General features: G+C 69.3%; 18 protein-coding genes and 1 pseudogene. 8 read left to right on the forward strand and 11 right to left on the reverse strand.

Translation table 11 applies throughout. The features are described 5' to 3' along the window. Positions 1 to 5 precede the first annotated feature (5 nt). On the forward strand, positions 6 to 440 hold the full coding sequence (locus tag AC07EJ_RS08595; RefSeq protein ID WP_389478104.1) for a GNAT family N-acetyltransferase: 435 nt from the start codon (positions 6 to 8) through the stop codon (positions 438 to 440). Here AC07EJ_RS08595 and AC07EJ_RS08600 read toward each other — a convergent pair. Further along, the gene (locus AC07EJ_RS08600; protein ID WP_389478105.1) at positions 420 to 1,253 is read right to left on the reverse strand and encodes an ATP-grasp domain-containing protein; all 834 of its coding nucleotides are present in this window, start codon (positions 1,251 to 1,253) and stop codon (positions 420 to 422) included. The genes AC07EJ_RS08595 and AC07EJ_RS08600 overlap by 21 nt on opposite strands. A gap of 156 nt (positions 1,254 to 1,409) precedes the next feature. On the opposite strand from AC07EJ_RS08600, the gene AC07EJ_RS08605 reads away from it, so the two are divergent. Then, positions 1,410 to 2,075 carry a hypothetical protein gene (locus tag AC07EJ_RS08605; RefSeq protein ID WP_478883978.1) on the forward strand — a complete coding sequence of 222 codons (666 nt, stop codon included), beginning with the start codon at positions 1,410 to 1,412 and terminating at the stop codon, positions 2,073 to 2,075. A gap of 63 nt (positions 2,076 to 2,138) precedes the next feature. Here AC07EJ_RS08605 and AC07EJ_RS08610 read toward each other — a convergent pair whose 3' ends face one another. Then, a complete protein-coding gene (locus AC07EJ_RS08610; protein ID WP_478883979.1) occupies positions 2,139 to 4,091 on the reverse strand; it encodes a hypothetical protein in 1,953 nt (650 codons plus the stop codon). Positions 4,092 to 4,611: 520 nt separating this feature from the next. Here AC07EJ_RS08610 and AC07EJ_RS08615 point away from each other — a divergent pair. Further along, a pseudogene (locus AC07EJ_RS08615) lies at positions 4,612 to 5,046 on the forward strand (tyrosine-type recombinase/integrase); the annotation flags it as partial. Positions 5,047 to 5,053: 7 nt separating this feature from the next. Here AC07EJ_RS08615 and sodN read toward each other — a convergent pair. After that, positions 5,054 to 5,449: a superoxide dismutase, Ni gene (gene sodN, locus AC07EJ_RS08620; RefSeq protein ID WP_389478110.1), complete on the reverse strand. Its 396-nt coding sequence runs from the start codon at positions 5,447 to 5,449 to the stop codon at positions 5,054 to 5,056. A gap of 165 nt (positions 5,450 to 5,614) precedes the next feature. On the opposite strand from sodN, the gene sodX reads away from it, so the two are divergent. Beyond that, positions 5,615 to 6,058 (forward strand): nickel-type superoxide dismutase maturation protease, encoded by a 444-nt coding sequence (gene sodX, locus AC07EJ_RS08625; protein WP_389478112.1) that lies wholly within the window; start codon positions 5,615 to 5,617, stop codon positions 6,056 to 6,058. Here the strand turns inward: sodX and AC07EJ_RS08630 are convergent. Beyond that, positions 5,962 to 6,591 (reverse strand): CGNR zinc finger domain-containing protein, encoded by a 630-nt coding sequence (locus AC07EJ_RS08630; protein WP_389478114.1) that lies wholly within the window; start codon positions 6,589 to 6,591, stop codon positions 5,962 to 5,964. The two genes, sodX and AC07EJ_RS08630, sit on opposite strands and share 97 nt — an antisense overlap. 91 nt (positions 6,592 to 6,682) lie before the next feature. Between AC07EJ_RS08630 and AC07EJ_RS08635 the strand changes: the two genes are divergently transcribed. Next, entirely contained in the window at positions 6,683 to 7,456 is a 774-nt protein-coding gene (locus tag AC07EJ_RS08635; protein WP_478883980.1) for a class I SAM-dependent methyltransferase, read from the forward strand. A gap of 78 nt (positions 7,457 to 7,534) precedes the next feature. On the opposite strand, the gene AC07EJ_RS08640 is transcribed toward AC07EJ_RS08635, so the two are convergent. The 3 genes from AC07EJ_RS08640 to AC07EJ_RS08650 are packed head-to-tail and all read right to left on the reverse strand — an operon-like array spanning position 7,535 to position 10,242. Further along, positions 7,535 to 8,296: an amino acid ABC transporter ATP-binding protein gene (locus AC07EJ_RS08640; protein ID WP_393582417.1), complete on the reverse strand. Its 762-nt coding sequence runs from the start codon at positions 8,294 to 8,296 to the stop codon at positions 7,535 to 7,537. Continuing rightward, on the reverse strand, positions 8,293 to 9,237 hold the full coding sequence (locus tag AC07EJ_RS08645) for an amino acid ABC transporter permease (protein WP_478883981.1): 945 nt from the start codon (positions 9,235 to 9,237) through the stop codon (positions 8,293 to 8,295). The genes AC07EJ_RS08640 and AC07EJ_RS08645 overlap by 4 nt, the downstream gene beginning before the upstream one ends. 42 nt (positions 9,238 to 9,279) lie before the next feature. Continuing rightward, entirely contained in the window at positions 9,280 to 10,242 is a 963-nt protein-coding gene (locus tag AC07EJ_RS08650; protein ID WP_389478118.1) for an ABC transporter substrate-binding protein, read from the reverse strand. A 583-nt stretch (positions 10,243 to 10,825) separates the two neighbouring features. Between AC07EJ_RS08650 and AC07EJ_RS08655 the strand changes: the two genes are divergently transcribed. Then, positions 10,826 to 12,070: an NAD(P)-dependent malic enzyme gene (locus AC07EJ_RS08655; RefSeq protein WP_389478120.1), complete on the forward strand. Its 1,245-nt coding sequence runs from the start codon at positions 10,826 to 10,828 to the stop codon at positions 12,068 to 12,070. Between the two features lie 123 nt (positions 12,071 to 12,193). Further along, positions 12,194 to 13,156, forward strand: a complete 963-nt coding sequence (locus tag AC07EJ_RS08660) for a zinc-binding dehydrogenase (RefSeq protein ID WP_389478121.1) — start codon at positions 12,194 to 12,196, stop codon at positions 13,154 to 13,156. A gap of 100 nt (positions 13,157 to 13,256) precedes the next feature. Here AC07EJ_RS08660 and AC07EJ_RS08665 read toward each other — a convergent pair whose 3' ends face one another. Both AC07EJ_RS08665 and AC07EJ_RS08670 read right to left on the reverse strand, forming a co-directional pair. Continuing rightward, entirely contained in the window at positions 13,257 to 14,297 is a 1,041-nt protein-coding gene (locus tag AC07EJ_RS08665; protein ID WP_478883982.1) for a PadR family transcriptional regulator, read from the reverse strand. Position 14,298: 1 nt separating this feature from the next. Continuing rightward, entirely contained in the window at positions 14,299 to 15,213 is a 915-nt protein-coding gene (locus AC07EJ_RS08670) for a DUF4097 family beta strand repeat-containing protein (RefSeq protein ID WP_389478124.1), read from the reverse strand. Positions 15,214 to 15,407: 194 nt separating this feature from the next. On the opposite strand from AC07EJ_RS08670, the gene AC07EJ_RS08675 reads away from it, so the two are divergent. Continuing rightward, positions 15,408 to 16,256 carry a hypothetical protein gene (locus tag AC07EJ_RS08675; protein ID WP_393582426.1) on the forward strand — a complete coding sequence of 283 codons (849 nt, stop codon included), beginning with the start codon at positions 15,408 to 15,410 and terminating at the stop codon, positions 16,254 to 16,256. A 40-nt stretch (positions 16,257 to 16,296) separates the two neighbouring features. Here the strand turns inward: AC07EJ_RS08675 and AC07EJ_RS08680 are convergent, their stop codons facing one another. Continuing rightward, positions 16,297 to 16,479 (reverse strand): DUF6104 family protein, encoded by a 183-nt coding sequence (locus AC07EJ_RS08680; protein ID WP_019058231.1) that lies wholly within the window; start codon positions 16,477 to 16,479, stop codon positions 16,297 to 16,299. A gap of 85 nt (positions 16,480 to 16,564) precedes the next feature. Continuing rightward, positions 16,565 to 20,377, reverse strand: a complete 3,813-nt coding sequence (locus AC07EJ_RS08685; RefSeq protein ID WP_478883983.1) for a multifunctional oxoglutarate decarboxylase/oxoglutarate dehydrogenase thiamine pyrophosphate-binding subunit/dihydrolipoyllysine-residue succinyltransferase subunit — start codon at positions 20,375 to 20,377, stop codon at positions 16,565 to 16,567. Positions 20,378 to 20,576 lie beyond the last annotated feature (199 nt).

Consider the following 20,576-nt stretch of genomic DNA (forward strand, 5'->3'; position numbering starts at 1 on the left):
CCGCAGTGGCCCGACCCGCCGCGGAACACGCCGCGTTCGAGAAAGGCGGCCCCGCCGGCCCCGGCCTCGCCGACCGGCTGCACGCGCTCCTGTTCACCGCCGCCGGCCCCCGCCTGCGCTGCCTGGTCGCCGAACGCGCGGACGCCACGCTCGTCGGCTACGCCACCTGCGAGCCCGCGATCTCCACCTGGGACGGGTACGAATACCTGCACATGGACTGCCTGTACCTGCGCCCCGGCCACCGCGGACTCGGCCTCGGACCGCTCCTCATGGACGCCGTGGCGGCCGAGGCCCGAGCCCTGGGGATCGTCGGGATCCAGTGGCAGACACCCGTCTGGAACGACGGCGCGATCCGCTTCCAGAGGCGCCTGGGAGCACGGTCGAAGGACAAACCCCGCTTCACCTGGCTCGCGTCGCCGTCAGGCCCGGTCGGCCAGTAGCCCCCGCAGCGAGTCCGCCATCGCCGCCACGAACGCGTCCCGCGTGCCCGCGTCGACCAGGTCCAGGGACAGATACGGGTTGAGGTCCTCCAGCTCGACCAGGAGCAGCTCACCCTCCGGCGTGCGGCACGCGTCCACCCGCTGGATGCCGTGGCCGATGGTGTTCCAGTCGACGAACTTCTGCGCGAACTCCCGGTCCGCGCCGGTGGGTTCGTACGGTTCGAGGACCCACCGCTCGTCCGGCCGGGGCGCGTACAGGGCGTACTGGAGGCTCCGGTCGACGAAGTAGAACGACACCTCGTACCGGAAGCGGATCCGCGGCTGGACGAGGATGCCGTCGAACTCCAGGCCGGGCAGCGCCTCGCGGCCGACGAACTCAAGGCCGATGGAGTCGGCGCCGAGCAACGGCTTGACCACGTACTCGTCCGCCTCGGGCAGCAGAGGGAGGTCGGCGGCGCGGCCGACGGTCGGGATGACCGGATACCCGGCCGCGGTCAGGTCGAGCAGGTACCCCTTGCCCGCCATGTCCGCCTTCCCGGACAGCTCGTTGAAGACCCGCACCCCGCGCGCCAGGGCCTGCTCGCGGAACGCGTCGTACGCGGCCTGGTAGTGCAGCACGGGCCCGCTGTTGCGCACGACGACCGCGTCGAAGCCGTCCATCAGTGCGGCGGCGTCCAGCGGATGACACAGGGCCACGTCGAACTCCTCGCGCAGCCGCGCCGAGAGAGCTATGTCCTCGTCGCAGTACCGACGGCCACGGGCCGGGTACGCGAGATCGGTTACGTAGAGGAGGCGGGGGCGCGAGTGGTCCATCCAGGCGACGCTACCCGAGCGGGCCGAAAACGCCGACAGCACCCGGCTCCGCATGCCGCGGCCTCATCGGCCGGCGGACCGGACTTCCCGATAGATCACGCGGCCGAACCGAGGTCAGTAGCGTGTGCACGAAGGTCGAGGAAAGGGGTTGCCGCGGTGACGGACAACGGCTTGGCGTGGATCGGCGAGCACTGGTACAGCGGTGCGATCGTCAAGGACGGGATGCTCTCGGACATCAGCCTCACGGCGGTGCGTGGCGTGGACCCGGTGGACTTCGTGGTGCGCCTCGGCGCCGACCGCGGCCTGGCCGAACGGCCGCCACAGTTCAAGGACTTCGACAGGATGAGCGTGAGCCTGGGCGACAGTGTGGCGATGTTCGGCCGGAGCGGCGAGTGGACGTATGTCCTGGAGGTCGAGCGGTCCACCTGGCACCTCGTCTTCCTCGACCGGCTGGGCCAGGACACCTTGGTGGAGCAGGGTGACGAACTCGTCTGCCTGGACCGCTTCCTGCACGAGTCCCCGTGGGTGTGCTACGTCGACGCAGCCGGCGAAGTGAGTTCCGGCGAGCCTGGTGACAGTCTGCTGGGGACCGCGGTCCCGCCCGGGGACCGGTTCGGGACGTTCGCCGCGCTGGACGCGGCCATGCGCCGGGCCGGGGCGGTGCGGGACACCTTCCCCGGCTGCGAGGACCCCGAGGACGAGGACGAGGAGTTGGCGAAGCGGCTGTTCGCGGCGGTGGGCGAGCATCTCGGGCTGTCGCTGCCGCGTCGGGAGATCGAGCTGGGGCTGTTGCCCGCGGTGCACCTGCCCTCGCCGGTGTGAACCGGTAGCAGCCGGGAGGCGCCGCGCCCTCTCGGCGCGGCGCCTCCTGTGAGCGGGGTGGTGCTACTGGTTCTTCGCGGTCATGGTGCACTTCACGGTCGTGCTGTCGGCGGAGCACGCCGCGTTCATGTTCGTGTTCAGCCAGTACGGGTCACGGTCCAGCAGTCGCTGGTTCGCGTTGAAGGCCCCGAACCCGGCCATCGAACCGCTGTTGTCGTTCCCGGAGATCGCGGACCGTCCGCAGACCTCCTTCCACACCGGCGTGTGGCCGTCGATGTTGAACAGGTGAACGGTGCTGCCCTGTTTGCTCGCAAGGGTCTGAACGCAGGCGTCCCCACTGCTGACCGGGTTCAGGCCACCCGCGAGCGAGGGCATCCCGCCACTGTTGTACGTGGCGTTGAACGCGAACTCGTCGCAGTTCAGCGCCTTGTCCGTCGTGCCGTTGAGGGCACTGGTGTCACCGTTGGCCGCCGCCCATCCGGTGGGGCAGATCACCGTCCGGTTGCCGCTGATGTCACCGTCGGGCAGGAAGTACAGCGGCTTGCTGTCGGCCTTGCTGCCGGGATGGTTGGCCAGCTTGTGCTGGATCAGCCAGGCGTGCGACGAGGCCTGCGGGTACTTCGCCGCGTTGAAGGTGTAGGTCGACACGTAGTTGTGGAACACACAGCCGGTCGTCGGCACCGTGTTGATGATCTTTGTATTGTCGCATCGGATCTGGTCGGGGGCTCCGCCGTTCTCCAGGTCACCGCCCGCGACGTCCATGAAGACCGCGGGGGACGACTGCACCGTCTGGCCCGGGATCTGCGGGTTGCCCTGTAGCGCGACCGCGACGCCGAGCTTCATCACCTGGGGACTGGTGGTGCCCGGTCCGGTCATGTCGGGCGCCCAGAGGTAGGAGGCGTCCGCGGACACGCTGTGGTGGTCGCCGGGTACCCATGCGGCCGCGCCCGTCCAGCCGCTGACGTTCTGAACGCCGCAGTTCCCGGAGGGCTCGCAGTCGATCTTCGGGGCGTCCAGGGTGAACGCGGGGATGGTTGTCGGAACGTCCACGTCGGTGACGTTGATCCGTTCGGTGATGTTCCCGGACTTCGGGTCTAGTTGACGCTCGTTGACCACCAGCGCCTTCACGGTGCCGACGGGGACATCGTTAAGGCTCGCCTCCCAAGACATGGTGAACGTCGAGCACTCCTCGAAGCGCGTGGTCCACAGCCCCTTCTGCGGGTTGGCCGGGTCGCAGCCGCTGACCAGGGACGACTGCGCGGCGACCTTCGGCTGCACGCCGACGCTGCGGTGGAGGGTGAAGTTGCGGCCGTCGTAGGGTTCAGCCTTGCCGCACACCTTCACTCCGTCCGAGGAGGTGGTGCAGTGGGTCTTGAACGTCCCGGGAGCAATGGAGCGCTCCCGGCTCGGAGCGGCCGTGGTCGTCCACGGAGAGGACGGAGCCATCGTGTTCGTGTACGCCTGGGCGGACTGGTCCGGGTTCGGAGCCGAGGCATTGGGGTTGGGCAGGGTCAGGTCGACGGGCATCGTGACGCGGAACCGGGCCCAGGGCGACCATGACGTCTCGTACAAGCCGCTCTTGGCGTAGGCGGAGGTGTGGAAGACGTAGTCAACGTTCGGCTTCAGCCATCCGGCGCCCACGGTCACGGAGGCGGCGGAACCGGACTGGACGAAGCCGGACACCATGACGCCGTACTGGTCGTCGCTGATCTTCACCTGGGTCTTGGCGTTCCCCGAGGAGTCGGCGGTCCAGACTTCGAAGGTGAGGTCGGCCGTGCTGCCGTCGGCGTTGGTCACGGTGTTGCTTAACTTGGCCCTGGGGGTGGTGATCTGCCAGACGCCGGAGGCGTCCTTCGTGCCCGGCCCCGCCGAGGGACTCTTGCCCGACACCGGCCGGGACGCTGCGGCGACGGCATTCAGCGCGGGCCCGGCGGCCGGTCGGGACGACGGCGCGGCGTTCGGATTCAGGTTGCGGTCGAAGCCGCCGCCACCGTCGGCCGCGGTCGCGGTCGCCACCCCAGATCCCAGGAGTAGCAGCGCTGCGGCGCCGACGGTTAACCGGCGGAGGATGAGCTTTCGTCTGGACGTACCTGGCAAGACGTTTCCCTTCCGATTCTGCCCTGCGGGTCCCTTGGGCAGGGCTGGATCCCTCTCAAGCCCCTCCCGGAAACGGGAGGTTGGCCCTCTCGCGCCGCTCCCGCCCAGCGGCAGCGACGCACAGATGGTTGCAACATGTGTTCGATGTCGCCTCGACATTCCTATGTCCTCGCGCACATGACAATCCACTGGATAAACCGTGACGAACCAAACAAGAGGCCCAGCGCAACTATGACCATCCCCACGGTTTGATGATGGTTGTGCACCGGTCCGTGAAGGTTCCATGGGGATCGGCGGGAAGGTGCCGCGGCCGCGGCCCCTTCTCTCTTGGTTCGCGATCGCTCGTTCGTGGTGCTGACCGCCACCCAGACCCACCGGCGAGCCCGTCCATGCTGGTACGCAGGGCATGGAACGAGCGTCGTATCCCAGCGACTTGGCGGATACCGATGCGCTCCTGGCGCATCTCACCGCGCACCCATCGAAGGAGTGGTTGTTCACGATGGAGGAGGGTGAGCCCCTCAACTACCGTCGCTGGAAGACCGAATGGAATTGCGCTCGTCGTGCGCGCCAGGCGGCTGAGAACAAGGAGGCCGGGCGCGAGGGCCGTAAGCCCTCCGAGTTGTCGCACATGGTGACCCACGACCTGCGGCACTTCTTCGTCTCCGCGCTCATCGGCGGCGGGGCGAGCGTCAAGCAGGTCCAGTTGGTCCTCGGCCACGCATCCGCCGTCATCACGCTACGGATCTACGCGCACCTGTGGCCGGGCGAAGAGGACCGCACCCGCTCCGTCATGGACGCCGTTCTCGGCGGCCTGCGGACCGGGTGCGGACCGGTAGGCGACATGACCAGCGAAACCGCAGGTCAGACGGCCTAGCCATAGATCAAGCCTTCTTCGTCTCCCAGAAGATCTTGTCGATCTCGGCGATGAGGTCCAGAGCCTTCTGGCCGGTCGCCGGGTCGCTCGACGCCTTGGCGGCCGAGAGGGCCTTCAGGGTGTCGTTGACCAGCTGGCTCAGCTCGGGGTACTTCTCGAAGTGCGGGGGCTTGAAGTAGTCGCTCCAGAGCACCGACACGTGGTGCTTGGCGAGCTCGGCGCGCTGCTCCTTGATGATGATGGCGCGCGTCTGGAACTGTGCGTCGTCGTTTGCGGCCATCTTGTCCTGGACGGCCTTGACCGACTCCGCCTCGATGCGGGCCTGGGCCGGGTCGTACACGCCGCAGGGCAGGTCGCAGTGCGCGCTGGCCTTCACCTTGGGGGCAAACAGGCGGGAAAGCATGTAGCTGTCCTTCCTCGTGATCGTCTTCTCAGGTGGGACATTACTCCGTAGCAGAGGGGTTTTCTCGGGTGCCCCCATGGGCTTAGGACAAAAGTCCAGGGTGAGACCAGGACTGGTGGAGGATGGGACCGGAGGTCCGGCGGGCGGAACCGGGGAGGATGTCTGATGCCTGAGACGGCAGAGGAGACGCGGGAGGCCAGGGTGCCGTTTCAAATCATCGAGGTGGACGGGCCGTCCATGGTGCCGACGCTGTATCCCGGCGACTGGATGCTCGTGCAGCACGGCGCCCGGGTACGGCCGGGAGACGTGGTCATCCTGCGGCACCCCTTCCAGCAGGATCTGCTCGTGGTGAAGCGGATCTCCGCGCGGCGGGAAGGGGGTTGGTGGGTGCTCGGCGACAACCCCGACGCCGGCGGCGACAGCGAGGTGTACGGCGCGGTGCCCGACGACCTCGTGCTCGCCAAGGTGCGCGGGCGCCTGCGCCGCCGCAAGCCGTGGGTGGAGGGCGAGCGTCAGCGGTCCGTGGCGGCCGTGGCCGCGTGGGCGTTCTCGGCGCTGCGCCCCGTGCTGTCCGACCGGTCCGCCTCGGCGCGCTTGCGGGCGCGGTAGGCCGCCACGTTCGCCCGGGTCGCGCAGCGGTCCGAGCAGTAGCGCCGGGAGCGGTTCGTCGACGTGTCCAGGTAGGCGTTGCGGCACGGCGACGCCTCGCACAGGCCCAGGCGGTCCACGCCGTACTCCGTGAGGTGGAAGGCGAGGCCCATCGCGGCGATCGCCGCGTATCCCGCTGTCGCGTTCGACGGGTGGTCCGCGAGGTGCATGTGCCACAACGGGCGGTCGTCGTCGTCCCGGTGGTCGTGCCCGGAGATCTGCGGGCTCACCGGGAACTCCAGGAGGAGCGAGTTCAGCAGATCGACCGCGAGCGTCTCGTCGCCGCCGTCCGCCGCCTCGAATACCGAGCGCAGTCGCGCGCGTACGCCGCGGAAGCGCGTCAGGTCGGCGTCCGCGGCGCGCCGGGCCGCCGACCGGTTCGCGCCGAAGAGGTCGCGCACTGCCTCGACCGTGGTGAGGGAGTCCTTGCCGCGACCCGGTTCCTCGCTGTTGACCAGACGCACGGCGTAGTCCGAGTAATAGGCCAGTTCCACTTGTAGTCCTTACCGGGGCGGTCTATCTTCGTCGATGACGGGAGTAATGGCTGCTCTTGCTTCGAGGGTATTACGTACGGGAGGGTTCTCGATGACGGGATCTACGGAAACCGCAGGAGTCACGGCCGACTGGCGCGCCTGGCAGGACAGCTGGGACCGGCAGCAGGAGTGGTACATGCCCGACCGCGAGGAGCGGCTGCGGGTCATGCTCGACATGGTGGAGGCCTTCGCCGGGCCCGCGCCGCGCGTGCTCGACCTCGCGTGCGGTACGGGAAGTATTACGGACCGGCTCCTGAAGAGGTTCCCCGGAGCGACCAGTGTCGGCGTCGACCTCGACCCCGCGCTGCTCGCCATCGCCGAGGGCACCTTCGCGGACGACGACCGCGTCACCTTCGTGACCGCCGACCTCAAGGACCCGCACTGGGCCGCGCGGCTGCCGCACACCTCGTACGACGCCGTCCTGACCGCCACCGCCCTGCACTGGCTGCACAACGAACCGCTCGCCACCCTTTACGGACAGATCGCCGACCTCGTCCGCGACGGCGGCGTCTTCATGAACGCCGACCACATGATCGACGACACCACGCCCCGGATCAACGCCGCCGAACGCGCCCACCGCCACGCGCAGATGGACCGCGCCAAGGCCTCCGGCGCCCTCGACTGGGCCGAGTGGTGGGCCCTCGCCGCCAAGGACCCGGTACTCGCCGGACCCACCGCGAAGCGCTTCGAGATCTACGGGGAGCACGCCGACGGCGAGACCCCGTCGGCCGACTGGCACGCCCGCACCCTGCGCGCCGCCGGGTTCGGCGAGGCCCGCCCCGTCTGGCGCTCGCCCTCCGACGCGCTTGTGCTCGCGGTCAAGTAGCCCTGCGCATACGCGCATACAGGAGGGGGCGGTGCGGACGTGGTGTCCGTACCGCCCCCTCCTTCTGCGTACGCGGAGCTACAGCACCTTCGACAGGAAGGACTGCGTGCGCTCGTGCTGCGGGTTCGTCAGAACATCGCGCGGGTTGCCGGACTCGACGACCACGCCGCCGTCCATGAAGACGAGGCTGTCGCCGACCTCGCGCGCGAAGCCCATCTCGTGCGTCACGACGATCATCGTCATGCCGGACTCGGCGAGGTCACGCATGACGTCGAGGACGTCGCCGACGAGCTCGGGGTCGAGGGCCGAGGTCGGCTCGTCGAAGAGCATCAGCTTCGGGTCCATCGCCAGCGCACGGGCGATGGCGACGCGCTGCTGCTGGCCGCCGGAGAGCTGCGAGGGGTAGTTCCCCGCCTTGTCGGCGAGGCCCACGCGCTCCAGGAGCTCGTTGGCCCGCTGCCGCGCCTGCGTCCGGGACTGGCGCTTGACCTGGACCGGCGCCTCCATGACGTTCTCCACAGCCGTCAGGTGCGGGAAGAGGTTGAAGCGCTGGAACACCATGCCGATGTCCCGCCGCTTGAGCGCGACCTCGCTGTCCTTCAGCTCGTAGAGCTTGTCGCCCTTCTGCCGGTAGCCGACCAGTTCGCCGTCGACGTAGAGCCGGCCGGCGTTGATCTTCTCCAGGTGGTTGATGCACCGCAGGAACGTCGACTTGCCGGAGCCGGAGGGGCCGATGAGGCAGAAGACCTCGCCCTCCTTGACCTCCAGGTCGATGCCCTTGAGTACCTCGACGTTGCCGAAGGACTTGTGGACGCCCTCGGACTTCACCATGGCGGTCATGCCGTGACCCCCTTACGGTTCGAGAGCGACAGCAGGTTCGCCTTGATCTTCTGGAACGGCGTCGGAGGCAGCGAGCGGCTGGAGCCGCGGGCGTAGTAACGCTCCAGGTAATACTGGCCGACGCTCAGGATCGACGTCATGATCAGGTACCAGGCGGCGGCGAGGAAGAGCATTTCCACCGGGGAGCCGGAGGTCTGGCCGATGTCCTGGGCGTACTTCAGTAGTTCGTAGTACTGCACGGCAGAGACCAGCGAGGTCGTCTTCAGCATGTTGATGACCTCGTTGCCCGTGGGCGGCACGATCACGCGCATCGCCTGCGGGATCACGATCCGGCGCAGGGTCTTGGCGTGGCTCATGCCGAGGGCGTGCGAGGCCTCCGTCTGGCCCTCGTCGACCGAGAGCAGGCCGGCGCGGCAGATCTCCGCCATGTACGCGGCCTCGTTCAGGCCGAGTCCGAGCAGCGCCGTCAGGAACGGCGTCATGAACGAGGACCAGTAGTCCTTGTAGATCGGACCGAGGTTGATGTACTCGAAGACCAGGCCCAGGTTGAACCAGACGGCCAACTGGACGAGAACCGGGGTGCCGCGGAAGAACCAGATGTAGAACCAGGCGATCGACGACGTCACCGGGTTGCGCGACAGACGCATCACGGCGAGCAGGACGCCTCCGACTACGCCGATCACCATGGAGATCGCGGTCAGCAGTAGGGTCTGGCCGACGCCCTTGAGGATGCGGTTGTCGAAGAAGTAGTCCGGGATGGCGCCCCAGTTGATCTTGCCCTGGGCGAACGCGTAGACGATCGCGGCGAGAACGGCGATCGCGACGACGGCGGCCACGTAGCGGCCGTAGTGCCGGACCGGGATGGCCTTGATGGCCTCGGGTCCCGCCTTGGGGGGCGGGACGTCCTGGGGCCCGTCCGCCTTGTCGATGTCAACAGACACGGGTGTTGCCTTTCGAACGGCTGGGTGACGAGAGGGACGCGGTCACTTGCCGCCGTTGACGGTGGCTTCCTTGACTGCGCCGGCCTCGACGCCCCACTTGGCGATGATCTTCTCGTACTCGCCGTTCTTGACGAGGGCGTCCAGCGCCGCCTTGAGGGCGTCGCGCAGCTGGGTGTTGCCCTTGGCGACGGCGATGCCGTACGGGGCGGCCTCGACCTGGTCACCGACGATCTCGAAGTCCTTGCCGCCGCCCGAGGTCTTCACCGCGTACGCGGCGACCGGGAAGTCGGACGAACCGGCGTCGGCGCCGCCGGAGCGCAGCCGGGTCTGGGCCTGCTGGTCGTTGTCGAAGGCCTCGATGGAGATCGTCTTGCCGGACGGGCACTTCTTCGCCTCGGCCTTCGCCAGGTCGTGGGAGACCGTGCCGCGCTGGACGACGACCTTCTTGCCGCACAGGTCGGACCAGGTCTTGATGCCCTGGGTCTTGCCCTTCGGCGTGTAGATCGAGACGCCGGCGTTGAAGTAGTCCACGAAGTCGACGCCCTCGCCGACCTTCTTGCCGGTGTCGGAGTCGACACCGTTCTGCCGGTCCTTGGTGTCCGTCATGGCCGACATCGCGAGGTCGTAGCGCTTGGAGCGCAGACCCGTGATGAGGGTGTCGAACGTGCCGTTCTGGAACTCGAACTTCACACCGAGCTGCTTGCCCATGGCGGCCGCGAGGTCGGGGTCGATGCCCGCGGTCTGGCCGGACTTGTCCTTGAACTCGACGGGCGCGTACGCGATGTCCGAACCGACCGTGATGACACCCTTGTCGCGGATCTGCTTGGGCAGCTTGTCCGCGAGGGGGGCGCCCTTGGTGGAGTCGGCGGGCGCGCTCTTGTCCTTGGTCTGGTCACCGCAGCCCGACAGCAGCAGAGTGCCGGCGACCGCGATCGCGCCGACCACGGCAATCCGGGACTTCGCGGACTTCGCAGCGGTCGAACGACGGGTGGTGCTTGCGGTCATTTCTGGTTCCTCCGGCAGGGTGAGGGAGTAGCCGATGCAGAGATCCGGCACACACCTTCGAGTGTCGCGACCTCGTGTGATTACGGCATCTTGCCATTCGGACCGGGCCATTCAGGGCCCCTGCTATGTCAAAATCGGATAACGGGTTACCCCCGTACCGCTCCCGGACCCCGACAGGCCGGTACATCGCGCCAACGGGCGAGCGAACATCTGCGGTGAGACCGCTGTCCGGCCGGAAGATCTGCGGCCCCACGGGTCGCGTCTCACCATGTGAGCGACCCTCCATCGGCTTTGAGCCCGGCTTGAGGTCGGGTCCCTAATATCCGGGTCCTCGGCTATGAGTCATGTCACCGCGCTGTGATCGATCACAAATGGACTCGTCCGGGGTGGCGTCCGTCAGGTAAGAAGGTTCTTTACACCCCTCATCCGGGGCTCAGGGCGCGCGTGCGGCGCGCCCGTCGCGTACCGACCCGTGTACGAGTGCAAGACACCCGACATATGGGTCATACGCGGTGCCCGCCCGTTCCTCAACCAGGAGCGGACCCACCCTCAACTGATGATTAAGACCTAAGGGGTAATACAAGTGGCAGCGGAGATCGTCAATCCTCGCAGCGACGTCGGTTCCGGCCAGGCCAGTGCGGGCCCGGCGCATACCGGCAACGAAAGCACCGAAGAGCCCTTCGATCCGGCCTTCGCGCTGCACCGCGGCGGCAAAATGGCCGTGCAGGCCACCGTGCCGGTGCTCAACAAGGACGACCTGTCCCTGGCGTACACGCCGGGCGTCGCGAAGGTGTGCTCCGCGATCGCGGAGAATCCCGAGCTCGTCCACGACTACACGTGGAAGTCGTCCGTCGTGGCCGTCGTCACCGACGGCACCGCGGTGCTCGGCCTCGGAGACATCGGTCCCGAGGCGTCCCTCCCGGTGATGGAGGGCAAAGCGATCCTGTTCAAGCAGTTCGGCGGCGTCGACGCGGTGCCGCTCGCGCTCGGCACGACCGACACCGACGAGATCATCGAGACCGTCGTCCGGCTCGCTCCCTCGTTCGGCGGTGTGAACCTCGAGGACATCTCGGCGCCGCGCTGCTTCGAGATCGAGCGCAGGCTCCAGGAGCGGCTCGACATCCCGGTCTTCCACGACGACCAGCACGGCACCGCCGTGGTCACGCTGGCCGCGCTGAAGAACGCGGCCAAGCTCAGCGGGCGCACGCTCGGCCAGCTGCGCGCCGTGATCTCGGGAGCCGGCGCGGCGGGTGTCGCCATCGCCAAGTTCCTCCTCGAGGCGGGGCTCGGCGACGTGGCGGTCGCGGACCGCAAGGGCATCGTCAGCCGGGACCGCGAGGACCTCACGGACGTCAAGCGCGAGCTCGCCGAGCTCACGAACAAGGCCAACATCACCGGCTCGCTGGAGACGGCGCTTGCGGGCGCCGACGTCTTCATCGGCGTCTCCGGCGGTACGGTCCCGGAGCCCGCGGTCGCCTCGATGGCGCCCGGCGCCTTCGTCTTCGCGATGGCCAACCCGAACCCCGAGGTCCACCCGGACGTGGCCCACAAGTACGCGGCAGTCGTCGCGACCGGGCGCTCCGACTACCCGAACCAGATCAACAACGTCCTCGCCTTCCCCGGCATCTTCGCCGGTGCGCTCCAGGTGCGGGCGTCGCGGATCACCGAGGGCATGAAGATCGCGGCGGCCGACGCGCTCGCCGACGTGGTCGGTGACGACCTGGCCGCCGGGTACGTCATCCCCTCGCCGTTCGACGAGCGGGTCGCTCCCGCGGTGACCGCGGCCGTCGCCGCCGCCGCGCGCGCCGAGGGCGTCGCCCGACGCTGACCACGCCGCAGGCCCCGACCGCGCCCCGTGCGCCACGGATCGACTCCGTGGGACACGGGGCGCGGCGCGTGTCACAGCCCTACGGTGTTCCGCGCGGCACCCCGCGGACCTAGGGTCAAGGTCATGTTCGCTGCCTACGCCGCCCGAATCGACCGTGACCAGCCGCTGAACGGCCTTGAGTTGGGGGATCGCCCGGCCCCCGAGGCCCGCCCCGGCTGGACGACCGTGAACGTCAAGGCCGCCTCCCTCAACCACCACGACCTGTGGTCCCTGCGCGGGGTCGGACTCGGTGAGGACAAGCTCCCGATGATCCTCGGCTGCGACGCCGCCGGGATCGACCAGGACGGCAACGAGGTCGTCCTGCACTCCGTCATCGGCCAGGCCGGTTACGGGGTCGGGCCCCGGGAGGGCCGGTCCATCCTCACCGAGAAGTACCAGGGCACCTTCGCCGAGCAGGTGACCGTGCCCGAGTGGAACGTACTGCCCAAGCCGAAGGAGCTCAGCTTCGAAGAGGCGGCCTGCCTGCCGACCGCGTGGCTGACGGCGTACCGCATGCTCTTCACCAACGCCGGGGTGCGGCCCGGTGACTCCGTGCTCGTGCAGGGCGCCGGAGGCGGGGTCGCCACGGCCGCGATCGTCCTCGGCAAGGCGGCCGGTCTAAAGGTCTTCGCGACCAGCCGTGACGAGGCCAAGCGCAAGCGCGCCCTGGAGCTCGGCGCCGTCGAGGCCGTGGAGTCGGGTGCGCGGCTGCCGCAGCGGGTGGACGCCGTCATCGAGACCGTCGGCGCGGCCACCTGGTCGCACTCCATCAAGTCGCTCAAGCCCGGCGGCACGGTCGTCATCTCCGGTGCCACGAGCGGGGACCGTCCCTCGCACGCCGAGCTGACCCGCGTCTTCTTCCTGGAGCTGAAGATCGTCGGCTCGACGATGGGCTCGAAGGACGAGCTGGAGGATCTGCTGTCGTTCTGTGCGGCCACCGGGGTGCGCCCAGTGATCGACGAGACCCTCCCGCTGGACCGCGCCCGCGAAGGGTTCGAGCGGATGGAGTCCGGCGGGCAGTTCGGCAAGATCGTGCTGACGGTCTGACCTCGCCTGACCTTGGCGGGCCTGGCTGGCCTGTGGGGGTCGAGGGGCGACACCCCTTGACCCTCCTCGCCGGGGGCCTCACCGTGCGCCTCGCCGCGGGTCAGACCTTGGGCGCCCGCAGGGACGCCCCGATGCGCGCCGCCGCCTCCGACAACCGGAGCCGTGCCTCCCGGAGTTGATCCTCCGTCACCCCGTGGTCCCTGGCCGCGTCGCGGATGTCGTCGCGGAAGCGGTCGAGGAGGCGGTCCAGATCACGGCCCGGGTCGCCGGTCGGGTCCTCGTGGCTCCACGACGGCAGATACTCCGCGGGGATGTCGCCATGGGTGACCCGCACCTCGGGCCCGGCGCTGTCCGAACGGGCCGTGCCGCCCGCCTCCTTGCCGAAGTGCTTGCCGAAGTCGCCGAATTCCTTGGCCAGTTCGCTCAGGCCTTCGCGGACCCCCGTGGGCCAGTCGCCTTTTGCGAAGTGGTCCTGGACCTGGTCCTGCACCCGCTGTGCCAGACGCTGGACCTGCTCCTGCGCCTGCTCGCGCGCCTGCTCCTGCGCCTCCTTGGCCTGCCGGCGCGCCCGCTGGGCCTCCTCCCGGGCCCGGCGGCTCTCGTCCTTCGCGCGCCGCGCCTGCTCCTTCCACTCCTGCCGGGCGCGGCGCAGCTCCTCCTTGGCCGCGCGCCACGCCTCCTTGTCCCCGAAGTCCTGGAAGTCGCCGAACGGGCCCTGCCGCTCGCTCTTGCGCGTGGTCGTGCCCGACCCGTTCCTCGCCTCCGAGGCGGCCGCCCGCATCTCGCGGCGCAGATCGCCCGCCGCGCCCCGCACGTCGTCCCGGATCTCGGCGGCGAGCTCCGCCACGGACTCGCGGATCTCCAGCTCCAGGTCGGCCAGCTCGCCGCTGCGGTCGGCCAGCTCGGCGCGGCCCGCGTCGGTGATCGAGTAGACCTTTCTGCCGCCCTCCGTGGTGTGCGTGACGAGCCCTTCGGCCTCCAGCTTCGCCAGGCGCGGGTACACCGTGCCGGCCGAGGGTGCGTACAGGCCCTGGAAGCGCTCCTCCAGGAGCCGGATCACCTCGTACCCATGGCGCGGTGCCTCGTCGAGCAGCTTCAGGAGATACAGGCGCAGGCGGCCGTGGGCGAAGACGGGGGGCATGTCAGAGCACCTTCTTGTCGGCCGGGCCGCCGGTGGCGGCGTCGGTGGCGGCGTCGATGGGGGAGTCCTCGGCGGGGGAGCGCCCGGCGGGAGTCTGCGCGTAGTCCTCCGCCGGAGGCCGCCGCAGGAGCGCAATCGATCCGGAGACCGTCGTCGCCTTGAGCTTTCCCCGGCCCGTACCGAGCCTGCCCGTGATGCTCTTGGCGCCCCAGTGGCCGCCGACCCGCAGATCCTCGAAGGCGTTCGACACCGATCCGCTCGCCGTGTTCGCCTCGACCTCCGCGTCCGCGGGGTGCGGGAGACGGATCGCGATCTCGCCCGAGACGCTCGTCAGATTCACATCCGTCGCCCGGTCGGCCGGGTCGAGATCCACGATCATCGAGCCGCTCACCGACTCGGCCCGCACGGAGGGGCCCGCGCCCTCGACGACCGTCAGGTCTCCGGAGACCGAGTGGAAGCGCAGCTCGCCCGTGACCGCCTGGGCCTCGACATTCCCGGACACGGTGTCCGTGCGCACGTCGCCCGCGACACCGACCAGCGTCGTGTCACCGGTGACCCCCTTGACCTCCGTGCGCCCCTGTATCCCGGACACGACCGCGCCCGCGCCGACGACTCCGACCTCGACTGCGGTGCCGGCCGGGACCGCCAGGGATACGACCGCGCTGCGGCGCCAGCCCTTGGGGTCGAGCCACTTGAGGAAGCCCTTCCAGGGCAGGTCGTCGTACGCGACGGTCAGCACGCCGTCCTCCAGGGTCACCTGGAGCGGGGGGCCCTCGATCTCGGAGACCTCGAGGCGGGCGGAACCTTCGTCGGTGCCCACGACGTTCACCGTTCCGTTGACGATGCGTACGTGGAGCGTCGTCACGGGCTCCTCGAAGCCGAGCTTGTGGGGCTCTGCCACGGACCACTCGCGCATGGTGCGACCTCCTCAGCGGGACGGTTCGGGAGCGAACGCGTTGTACCGCACCCTCCTGAGACACGATATATCGTGGATACGGAAAGTCAAGACAGTCGCGACTGTGTTCCGTCGTACGAGATCCCTATGTACGAGATCCCTATGTATGGGTCGTTCATGGGCCGAACCGCACAAACTGACCTAGCGTTGGATCCATGCCGTCCGACGCCACCGCCGACTCCGCCGGCATCCCCGCCCCGCAGGCCAGGGCCGCAGGAGCGCTGCTGCTCTGCCGCGCCGACCCCGCAACCGTCGGCCCCGCCGCCCAGCTGCTGCGCGAACGCATGCTCCTCGCCCAGGCGGGACCCGGCTGGAGCGTCCTGGTCCCCGAGGGCAAGCCCTGGCTGCACGGCGGCGAACCGGTCGACAGCGTTCTCGCCGGCTGGGCCGCGGCCCTCGCCGTCGGCGCTCCCTGGCCGGTGCTCGCCCTGTGGTGGGACGCCGAACACGGCGGCTACACGCTCGCCTCCGGCTTCCGCCGCCCGGTCGGTTACGTATGGCTGGCGAACGGCACGCCCGTCGGCGAGGACGAGGCCATGCGCACGTTCGCCGCGCGCCTCGGCCTCGACCCCGTCCTCGACATGCAGTCCCTGGAGGCCCTCACCCGGCCCGACAGCGGGGCGGACGCCCGCGCCCGCCTGCTCGGCCTGCTCGCGGTCCTCACGCGCGCGGGGCTGACGCTCCCCGCCGGCCTGACCCCCGGCGAACCCGCCGACCGGCTGCGCGCGGTCGCGCGCGTGCAGCCCGGCGCCGAGTACCTCGTGTGGTCGGGCTGGCGGGACGCCGTACGCGCGGAACTCGACGTCGTCGAGCGCAGCGCCATCGGGCCCTGGCTGCACGCACCCAAGGCGCGCACAGCGGCGGCGGTCCAGCTCGCCGTGGGCATCCCGCTCACCGTGTGGGGCCTGCGGCGGCGAGGCGCAGGCCGGGTGGCCGCGGGCGCCCTGCTCGTCGTGCACGGCGCGCTCGCCCTCGCCTACGACCGGCTGAGAGCCTGGGACTGAGGCCTGCCCGGCGCCTGCTCGGTCGGGGCCTACCCGGCGCCTACTCGTCGTCCTCGTCGTCGTCGAGCCGCGCCAGCCAGGTCGCCAGCCGCTCGACCGGCACCTCGAAGTCCGGGTTCAGATCGACGAACGTGCGCAGCTGCTCGGCGAGCCACTCGAAGGTGACCTCCTCCTCGCCGCGCCGCTTCTCCAGTTCCTCGATGCCGCGGTCGGTGAAGTACATGGGCCAGTCGCTCCTGGGGTGATACGGACGTGGGGCCCGGAACGATGTTCCGGGCCCCACAATCGTACGTACGAGGTCAGGCTGCTCAGGCCTCGAAGACCTCGCGCACCAGCTGCTCCTGCTCCGCCTGGTGACGCTTCGCCGAGCCGACCGCCGGGGACGAGCCGTGCGGCCGCGAGATGCGGCGCAGACGCTCACCGTGCGGGACGTCGGCGCCGACCGCCAGGTCCAGGTGGTCGATCAGGTTGAGGGCGATGAAGGGCCACGCGCCCTGGTTCGCCGGCTCCTCCTGCGCCCACAGGTACTTCTCCGCGTTCGGGTACTTGGAGATCTCCGCCTGGAGCTCCGCACCCGGTAGCGGGTACAGGCGCTCGATGCGGATGATCGCCGTGTCCGTCACGCCGCGCTTCTGACGCTCGGCCTCGAGGTCGTAGTAGACCTTGCCCGCGCAGAAGACGACCTTGCGGACCGCGGCCGGGTCCACCGAGCTGTCGCCGATGACGGGACGGAAGCCGCCCGTCGTGAACTCCTCCGCCTTCGACGCGGCGGCCTTGAGGCGCAGCATCGACTTCGGCGTGAAGACCACCAGCGGCTTGTGGTGCGGGTTGTGCACCTGCCACCGCAGGAGGTGGAAGTAGTTCGACGGGAGCGTCGGCATGGCGACCGTCATGTTGTTCTGCGCGCACAGCTGGAGGAAGCGCTCCGGGCGGGCGGACGAGTGGTCCGGGCCCTGGCCCTCGTAGCCGTGCGGCAGGAGCAGCGTGACGCCGGAGGTCTGGCCCCACTTCTGCTCGGCGGCCGAGATGTACTCGTCCACCACCGTCTGCGCGCCGTTGACGAAGTCGCCGAACTGCGCCTCCCACATCACGAGCGACTCGGGACGGGCCAGCGAGTAGCCGTACTCGAAGCCCATGACCGCGTACTCGGAGAGCAGGGAGTCGTAGACGTTGTAACGCGCCTGGTCGTCCGAGAGGTACAGCAGCGGGGTGAAGTCCTCGCCCGTCTCACGGTCGATCAGGACCGCGTGGCGCTGGCCGAACGTGCCGCGGCGCGAGTCCTGGCCCGAGAGGCGCACCGGGGTGCCCTCCAGGAGCAGGGAGCCGATGGCGAGCGTCTCGCCCATGCCCCAGTCGATCGTGCCGTCCTCGACCATCGCCGCGCGGCGCTGCAGCTGCGGCAGCAGACGCGGGTGGACGGTGACGCGGTCGGGGATGTTGACCTGCGACTCGGCGATCCGCTTCACGGTCTCCTGGGAGATCGCGGTGCTGACGGCGACCGGGAACTCGGCCTGCGGGTCGTGAGCCGGGGCCGGGGCCGGGAGCGAGGTGGCCTCGCGGACCTCGGCGAACACCTTCTCCAGCTGACCCTGGAAGTCCTGCAGCGCCTGCTCGGCCTCTTCGAGCGTGATGTCGCCACGGCCGATGAGGGACTCGGTGTACAGCTTGCGCACCGAGCGCTTCTTGTCGATCAGGTCGTACATCAGCGGCTGCGTGAACGCCGGGTTGTCCGACTCGTTGTGACCGCGGCGGCGGTAGCAGATCAGGTCGATGACGACGTCCTTGTTGAACGCCTGGCGGAACTCGAAGGCCAGTCGGGCAACGCGGACGACGGCCTCGGGGTCGTCGCCGTTCACGTGGAAGATCGGCGCCTCGATCATGCGGGCCACGTCCGTGGCGTACATGGAGGAGCGCGAGGACTCCGGGGCGGCGGTGAAGCCGACCTGGTTGTTGATGACGATGTGGACCGTGCCGCCCGTGCGGTAGCCGCGCAGCTGCGACATGTTGAGCGTCTCGGCGACCACACCCTGGCCCGCGAAGGCCGCGTCACCGTGCAGGGCGACCGGCAGGACCGTGAAGTCCGTGCCGCCCTTGTTGATGATGTCCTGCTTGGCGCGGACGATGCCCTCGATGACCGGGTCGACCGTCTCCAGGTGGGACGGGTTCGCCGCGAGCGAGACCTTGATCTGCTCGCCGTCCAGGCCGGTGAAGGTGCCCTCGGCGCCCAGGTGGTACTTCACGTCGCCGGAGCCGTGCATCGACTTCGGGTCGAGGTTGCCCTCGAACTCGCGGAAGATCTGCGCGTACGACTTGCCGACGATGTTCGCCAGGACGTTCAGGCGGCCGCGGTGGGCCATGCCGATGACGACCTCGTCCAGGCGCGACTCGGCGGCGGAGTCGATGACCGCGTCGAGCAGCGGGATGACGGACTCGCCGCCCTCCAGGGAGAAGCGCTTCTGGCCGACGTACTTCGTCTGCAGGAACGTCTCGAACGCCTCCGCGGCGTTCAGCCGGCGCAGGATGCGCAGCTGCTCCTCGCGCTCCGGCTTGGTGTGCGGGCGCTCGACGCGGTCCTGCAGCCACTTGCGCTGCTTCGGGTCCTGGATGTGCATGTACTCGATGCCGGTGGTGCGGCAGTACGAGTCACGCAGCACGCCGAGGATGTCGCGCAGCTTCATCATCGACTTGCCGGCGAAGCCGCCGACCGCGAACTCGCGCTCCAGGTCCCACAGGGTGAGGCCGTGCTCGGCGATGTCCAGGTCGGGGTGCTTGCGCTGGCGGTACTCCAGCGGGTCGGTGTCGGCCATGACGTGGCCGCGGACCCGGAAGGAGTGGATCAGCTCGAAGACGCGGGCGGCCTTCGTGACGTCGTCGTCGTGCGAGGCGTCGATGTCCTTGAACCAGCGGACCGGCTCGTAGGGGATGCGCAGCGCCTTGAAGATCTCGTCGTAGAACTCGCCCTCACCGAGGAGGAAGTTCGCCACGACGCGCAGGAACTCGCCGGAGGCGGCGCCCTGGATGACCCGGTGGTCGTAGGTCGACGTGAGCGTCATGACCTTCGAGATGCCGAGCTTGTTCAGGGTGTCCTGGGACGTGCCCTGGAACTCCGCCGGGTAGTCCATCGAGCCGACGCCCATGATGACCGACTGTCCGGGCATCAGGCGCGGCACGGAGTGGACGGTGCCGAGGCCGCCGGGGTTGGTCAGCGAGACCGTGACGCCGGTGAAGTCGTCCATGCCGAGCTTGCCGTCGCGGGCGCGGCGGACGATGTCCTCGTAGGCCTGCCAGAACTCGAAGAAGTTCAGCGTCTCGGCCTTCTTGATGCCCGCGACGACCAGCTGGCGGTCGCCGTTGGGCTTCACCAGGTCGATGGCGAGGCCGAAGTTGATGTGCTCCGGCTTGACCAGCGTCGGCTTGCCGTCCTTCTCCGCGAAGGAGTAGTTCATCGACGGCATGGCCTTGATGGCCTGCACCATCGCGTAGCCGATGAGGTGGGTGAAGGAGATCTTCCCGCCCCGGGCGCGCTTCAGGTGGTTGTTGATGACGATGCGGTTGTCGAACAGCAGCTTCACCGGGACCGCGCGCACGGACGTCGCCGTGGGGACCTCGATGGAGGCGTTCATGTTCTTCGCGACGGCGGCGCTCGGGCCGCGCAGCGTCACGAACTCGGGGCCGGCAGCGGCCTCGGTCGCGGGCTGCGCCTTGGCGGGAGCCGGGGCCTTCACTGCGGCGGCGGCCGGCTTCGCGGGCGCCGCGGCGGCGGGCTTGGCCACCGGGGCTGCCGGAGCGGCCGGGGCGGCCGCGGCCGGCGGTGCGACCGGGGCTGCCGGAGCGGCGGGCGCCGCGGCAGTGCCCGCAGCCCCCGCGGCTGCGGTACCGGCGGTGCCGGCGGGACCGGAACCCTGTGCGGGGGCTCCGGTCGTCGGCTGGGCCGGGGCACCCGGCTTGTAGTCGGCGAAGAAGTCCCACCAGGCTCGGTCTACCGAATTCGGGTCCTGGAGGTACTGCTGATAGATCTCGTCGACGAGCCACTCATTGGGACCGAAAGCGGCTGCAGGGCTCTTGCCCTGCCCCTCTTGGTCGGTCGAGGTGCTCGAGTTACTGGGGGACTGTGGCGACACGGCGGTAACCGCCCTCTTCCGCTTCTCACAAGGTGATGGACAGCGGGAATAAAGGCTACGCCTCCAACACCGGGACTTGCAGACCGGGCCGGTCATCCGTCGCGTAAGTCACACCGGAATCCGTGTTTCGACGCTGGAAATGGCGGGAAACAAGCGGGGTTCCGGTTCACCTTGGGTACGTCGTTGTACGAGTGCGACC

It is taken from the genome of Streptomyces sp. NPDC045026 (genome assembly GCF_056432625.1).

Excerpts from the sequence above, each read along its gene's own strand:
- AC07EJ_RS08670 (WP_389478124.1), bottom strand. The coding sequence starts at position 15,213 with ATGCGCGAGTGGTCCGTGGCAGAGCCCCACAAGCTCGGCTTCGAGGAG.
- AC07EJ_RS08660 (WP_389478121.1), top strand. The coding sequence starts at position 12,194 with ATGTTCGCTGCCTACGCCGCCCGAATCGACCGTGACCAGCCGCTGAAC.
- AC07EJ_RS08640 (WP_393582417.1), bottom strand. The coding sequence starts at position 8,296 with ATGACCGCCATGGTGAAGTCCGAGGGCGTCCACAAGTCCTTCGGCAAC.
- sodX (WP_389478112.1), top strand. The coding sequence starts at position 5,615 with ATGCCTGAGACGGCAGAGGAGACGCGGGAGGCCAGGGTGCCGTTTCAA.
- AC07EJ_RS08600 (WP_389478105.1), bottom strand. The coding sequence starts at position 1,253 with ATGGACCACTCGCGCCCCCGCCTCCTCTACGTAACCGATCTCGCGTAC.
- sodN (WP_389478110.1), bottom strand. The coding sequence starts at position 5,449 with ATGCTTTCCCGCCTGTTTGCCCCCAAGGTGAAGGCCAGCGCGCACTGC.
- AC07EJ_RS08650 (WP_389478118.1), bottom strand. The coding sequence starts at position 10,242 with ATGACCGCAAGCACCACCCGTCGTTCGACCGCTGCGAAGTCCGCGAAG.
- AC07EJ_RS08675 (WP_393582426.1), top strand. The coding sequence starts at position 15,408 with ATGCCGTCCGACGCCACCGCCGACTCCGCCGGCATCCCCGCCCCGCAG.
- AC07EJ_RS08665 (WP_478883982.1), bottom strand. The coding sequence starts at position 14,297 with ATGCCCCCCGTCTTCGCCCACGGCCGCCTGCGCCTGTATCTCCTGAAG.
- AC07EJ_RS08680 (WP_019058231.1), bottom strand. The coding sequence starts at position 16,479 with ATGTACTTCACCGACCGCGGCATCGAGGAACTGGAGAAGCGGCGCGGC.
- AC07EJ_RS08635 (WP_478883980.1), top strand. The coding sequence starts at position 6,683 with ATGACGGGATCTACGGAAACCGCAGGAGTCACGGCCGACTGGCGCGCC.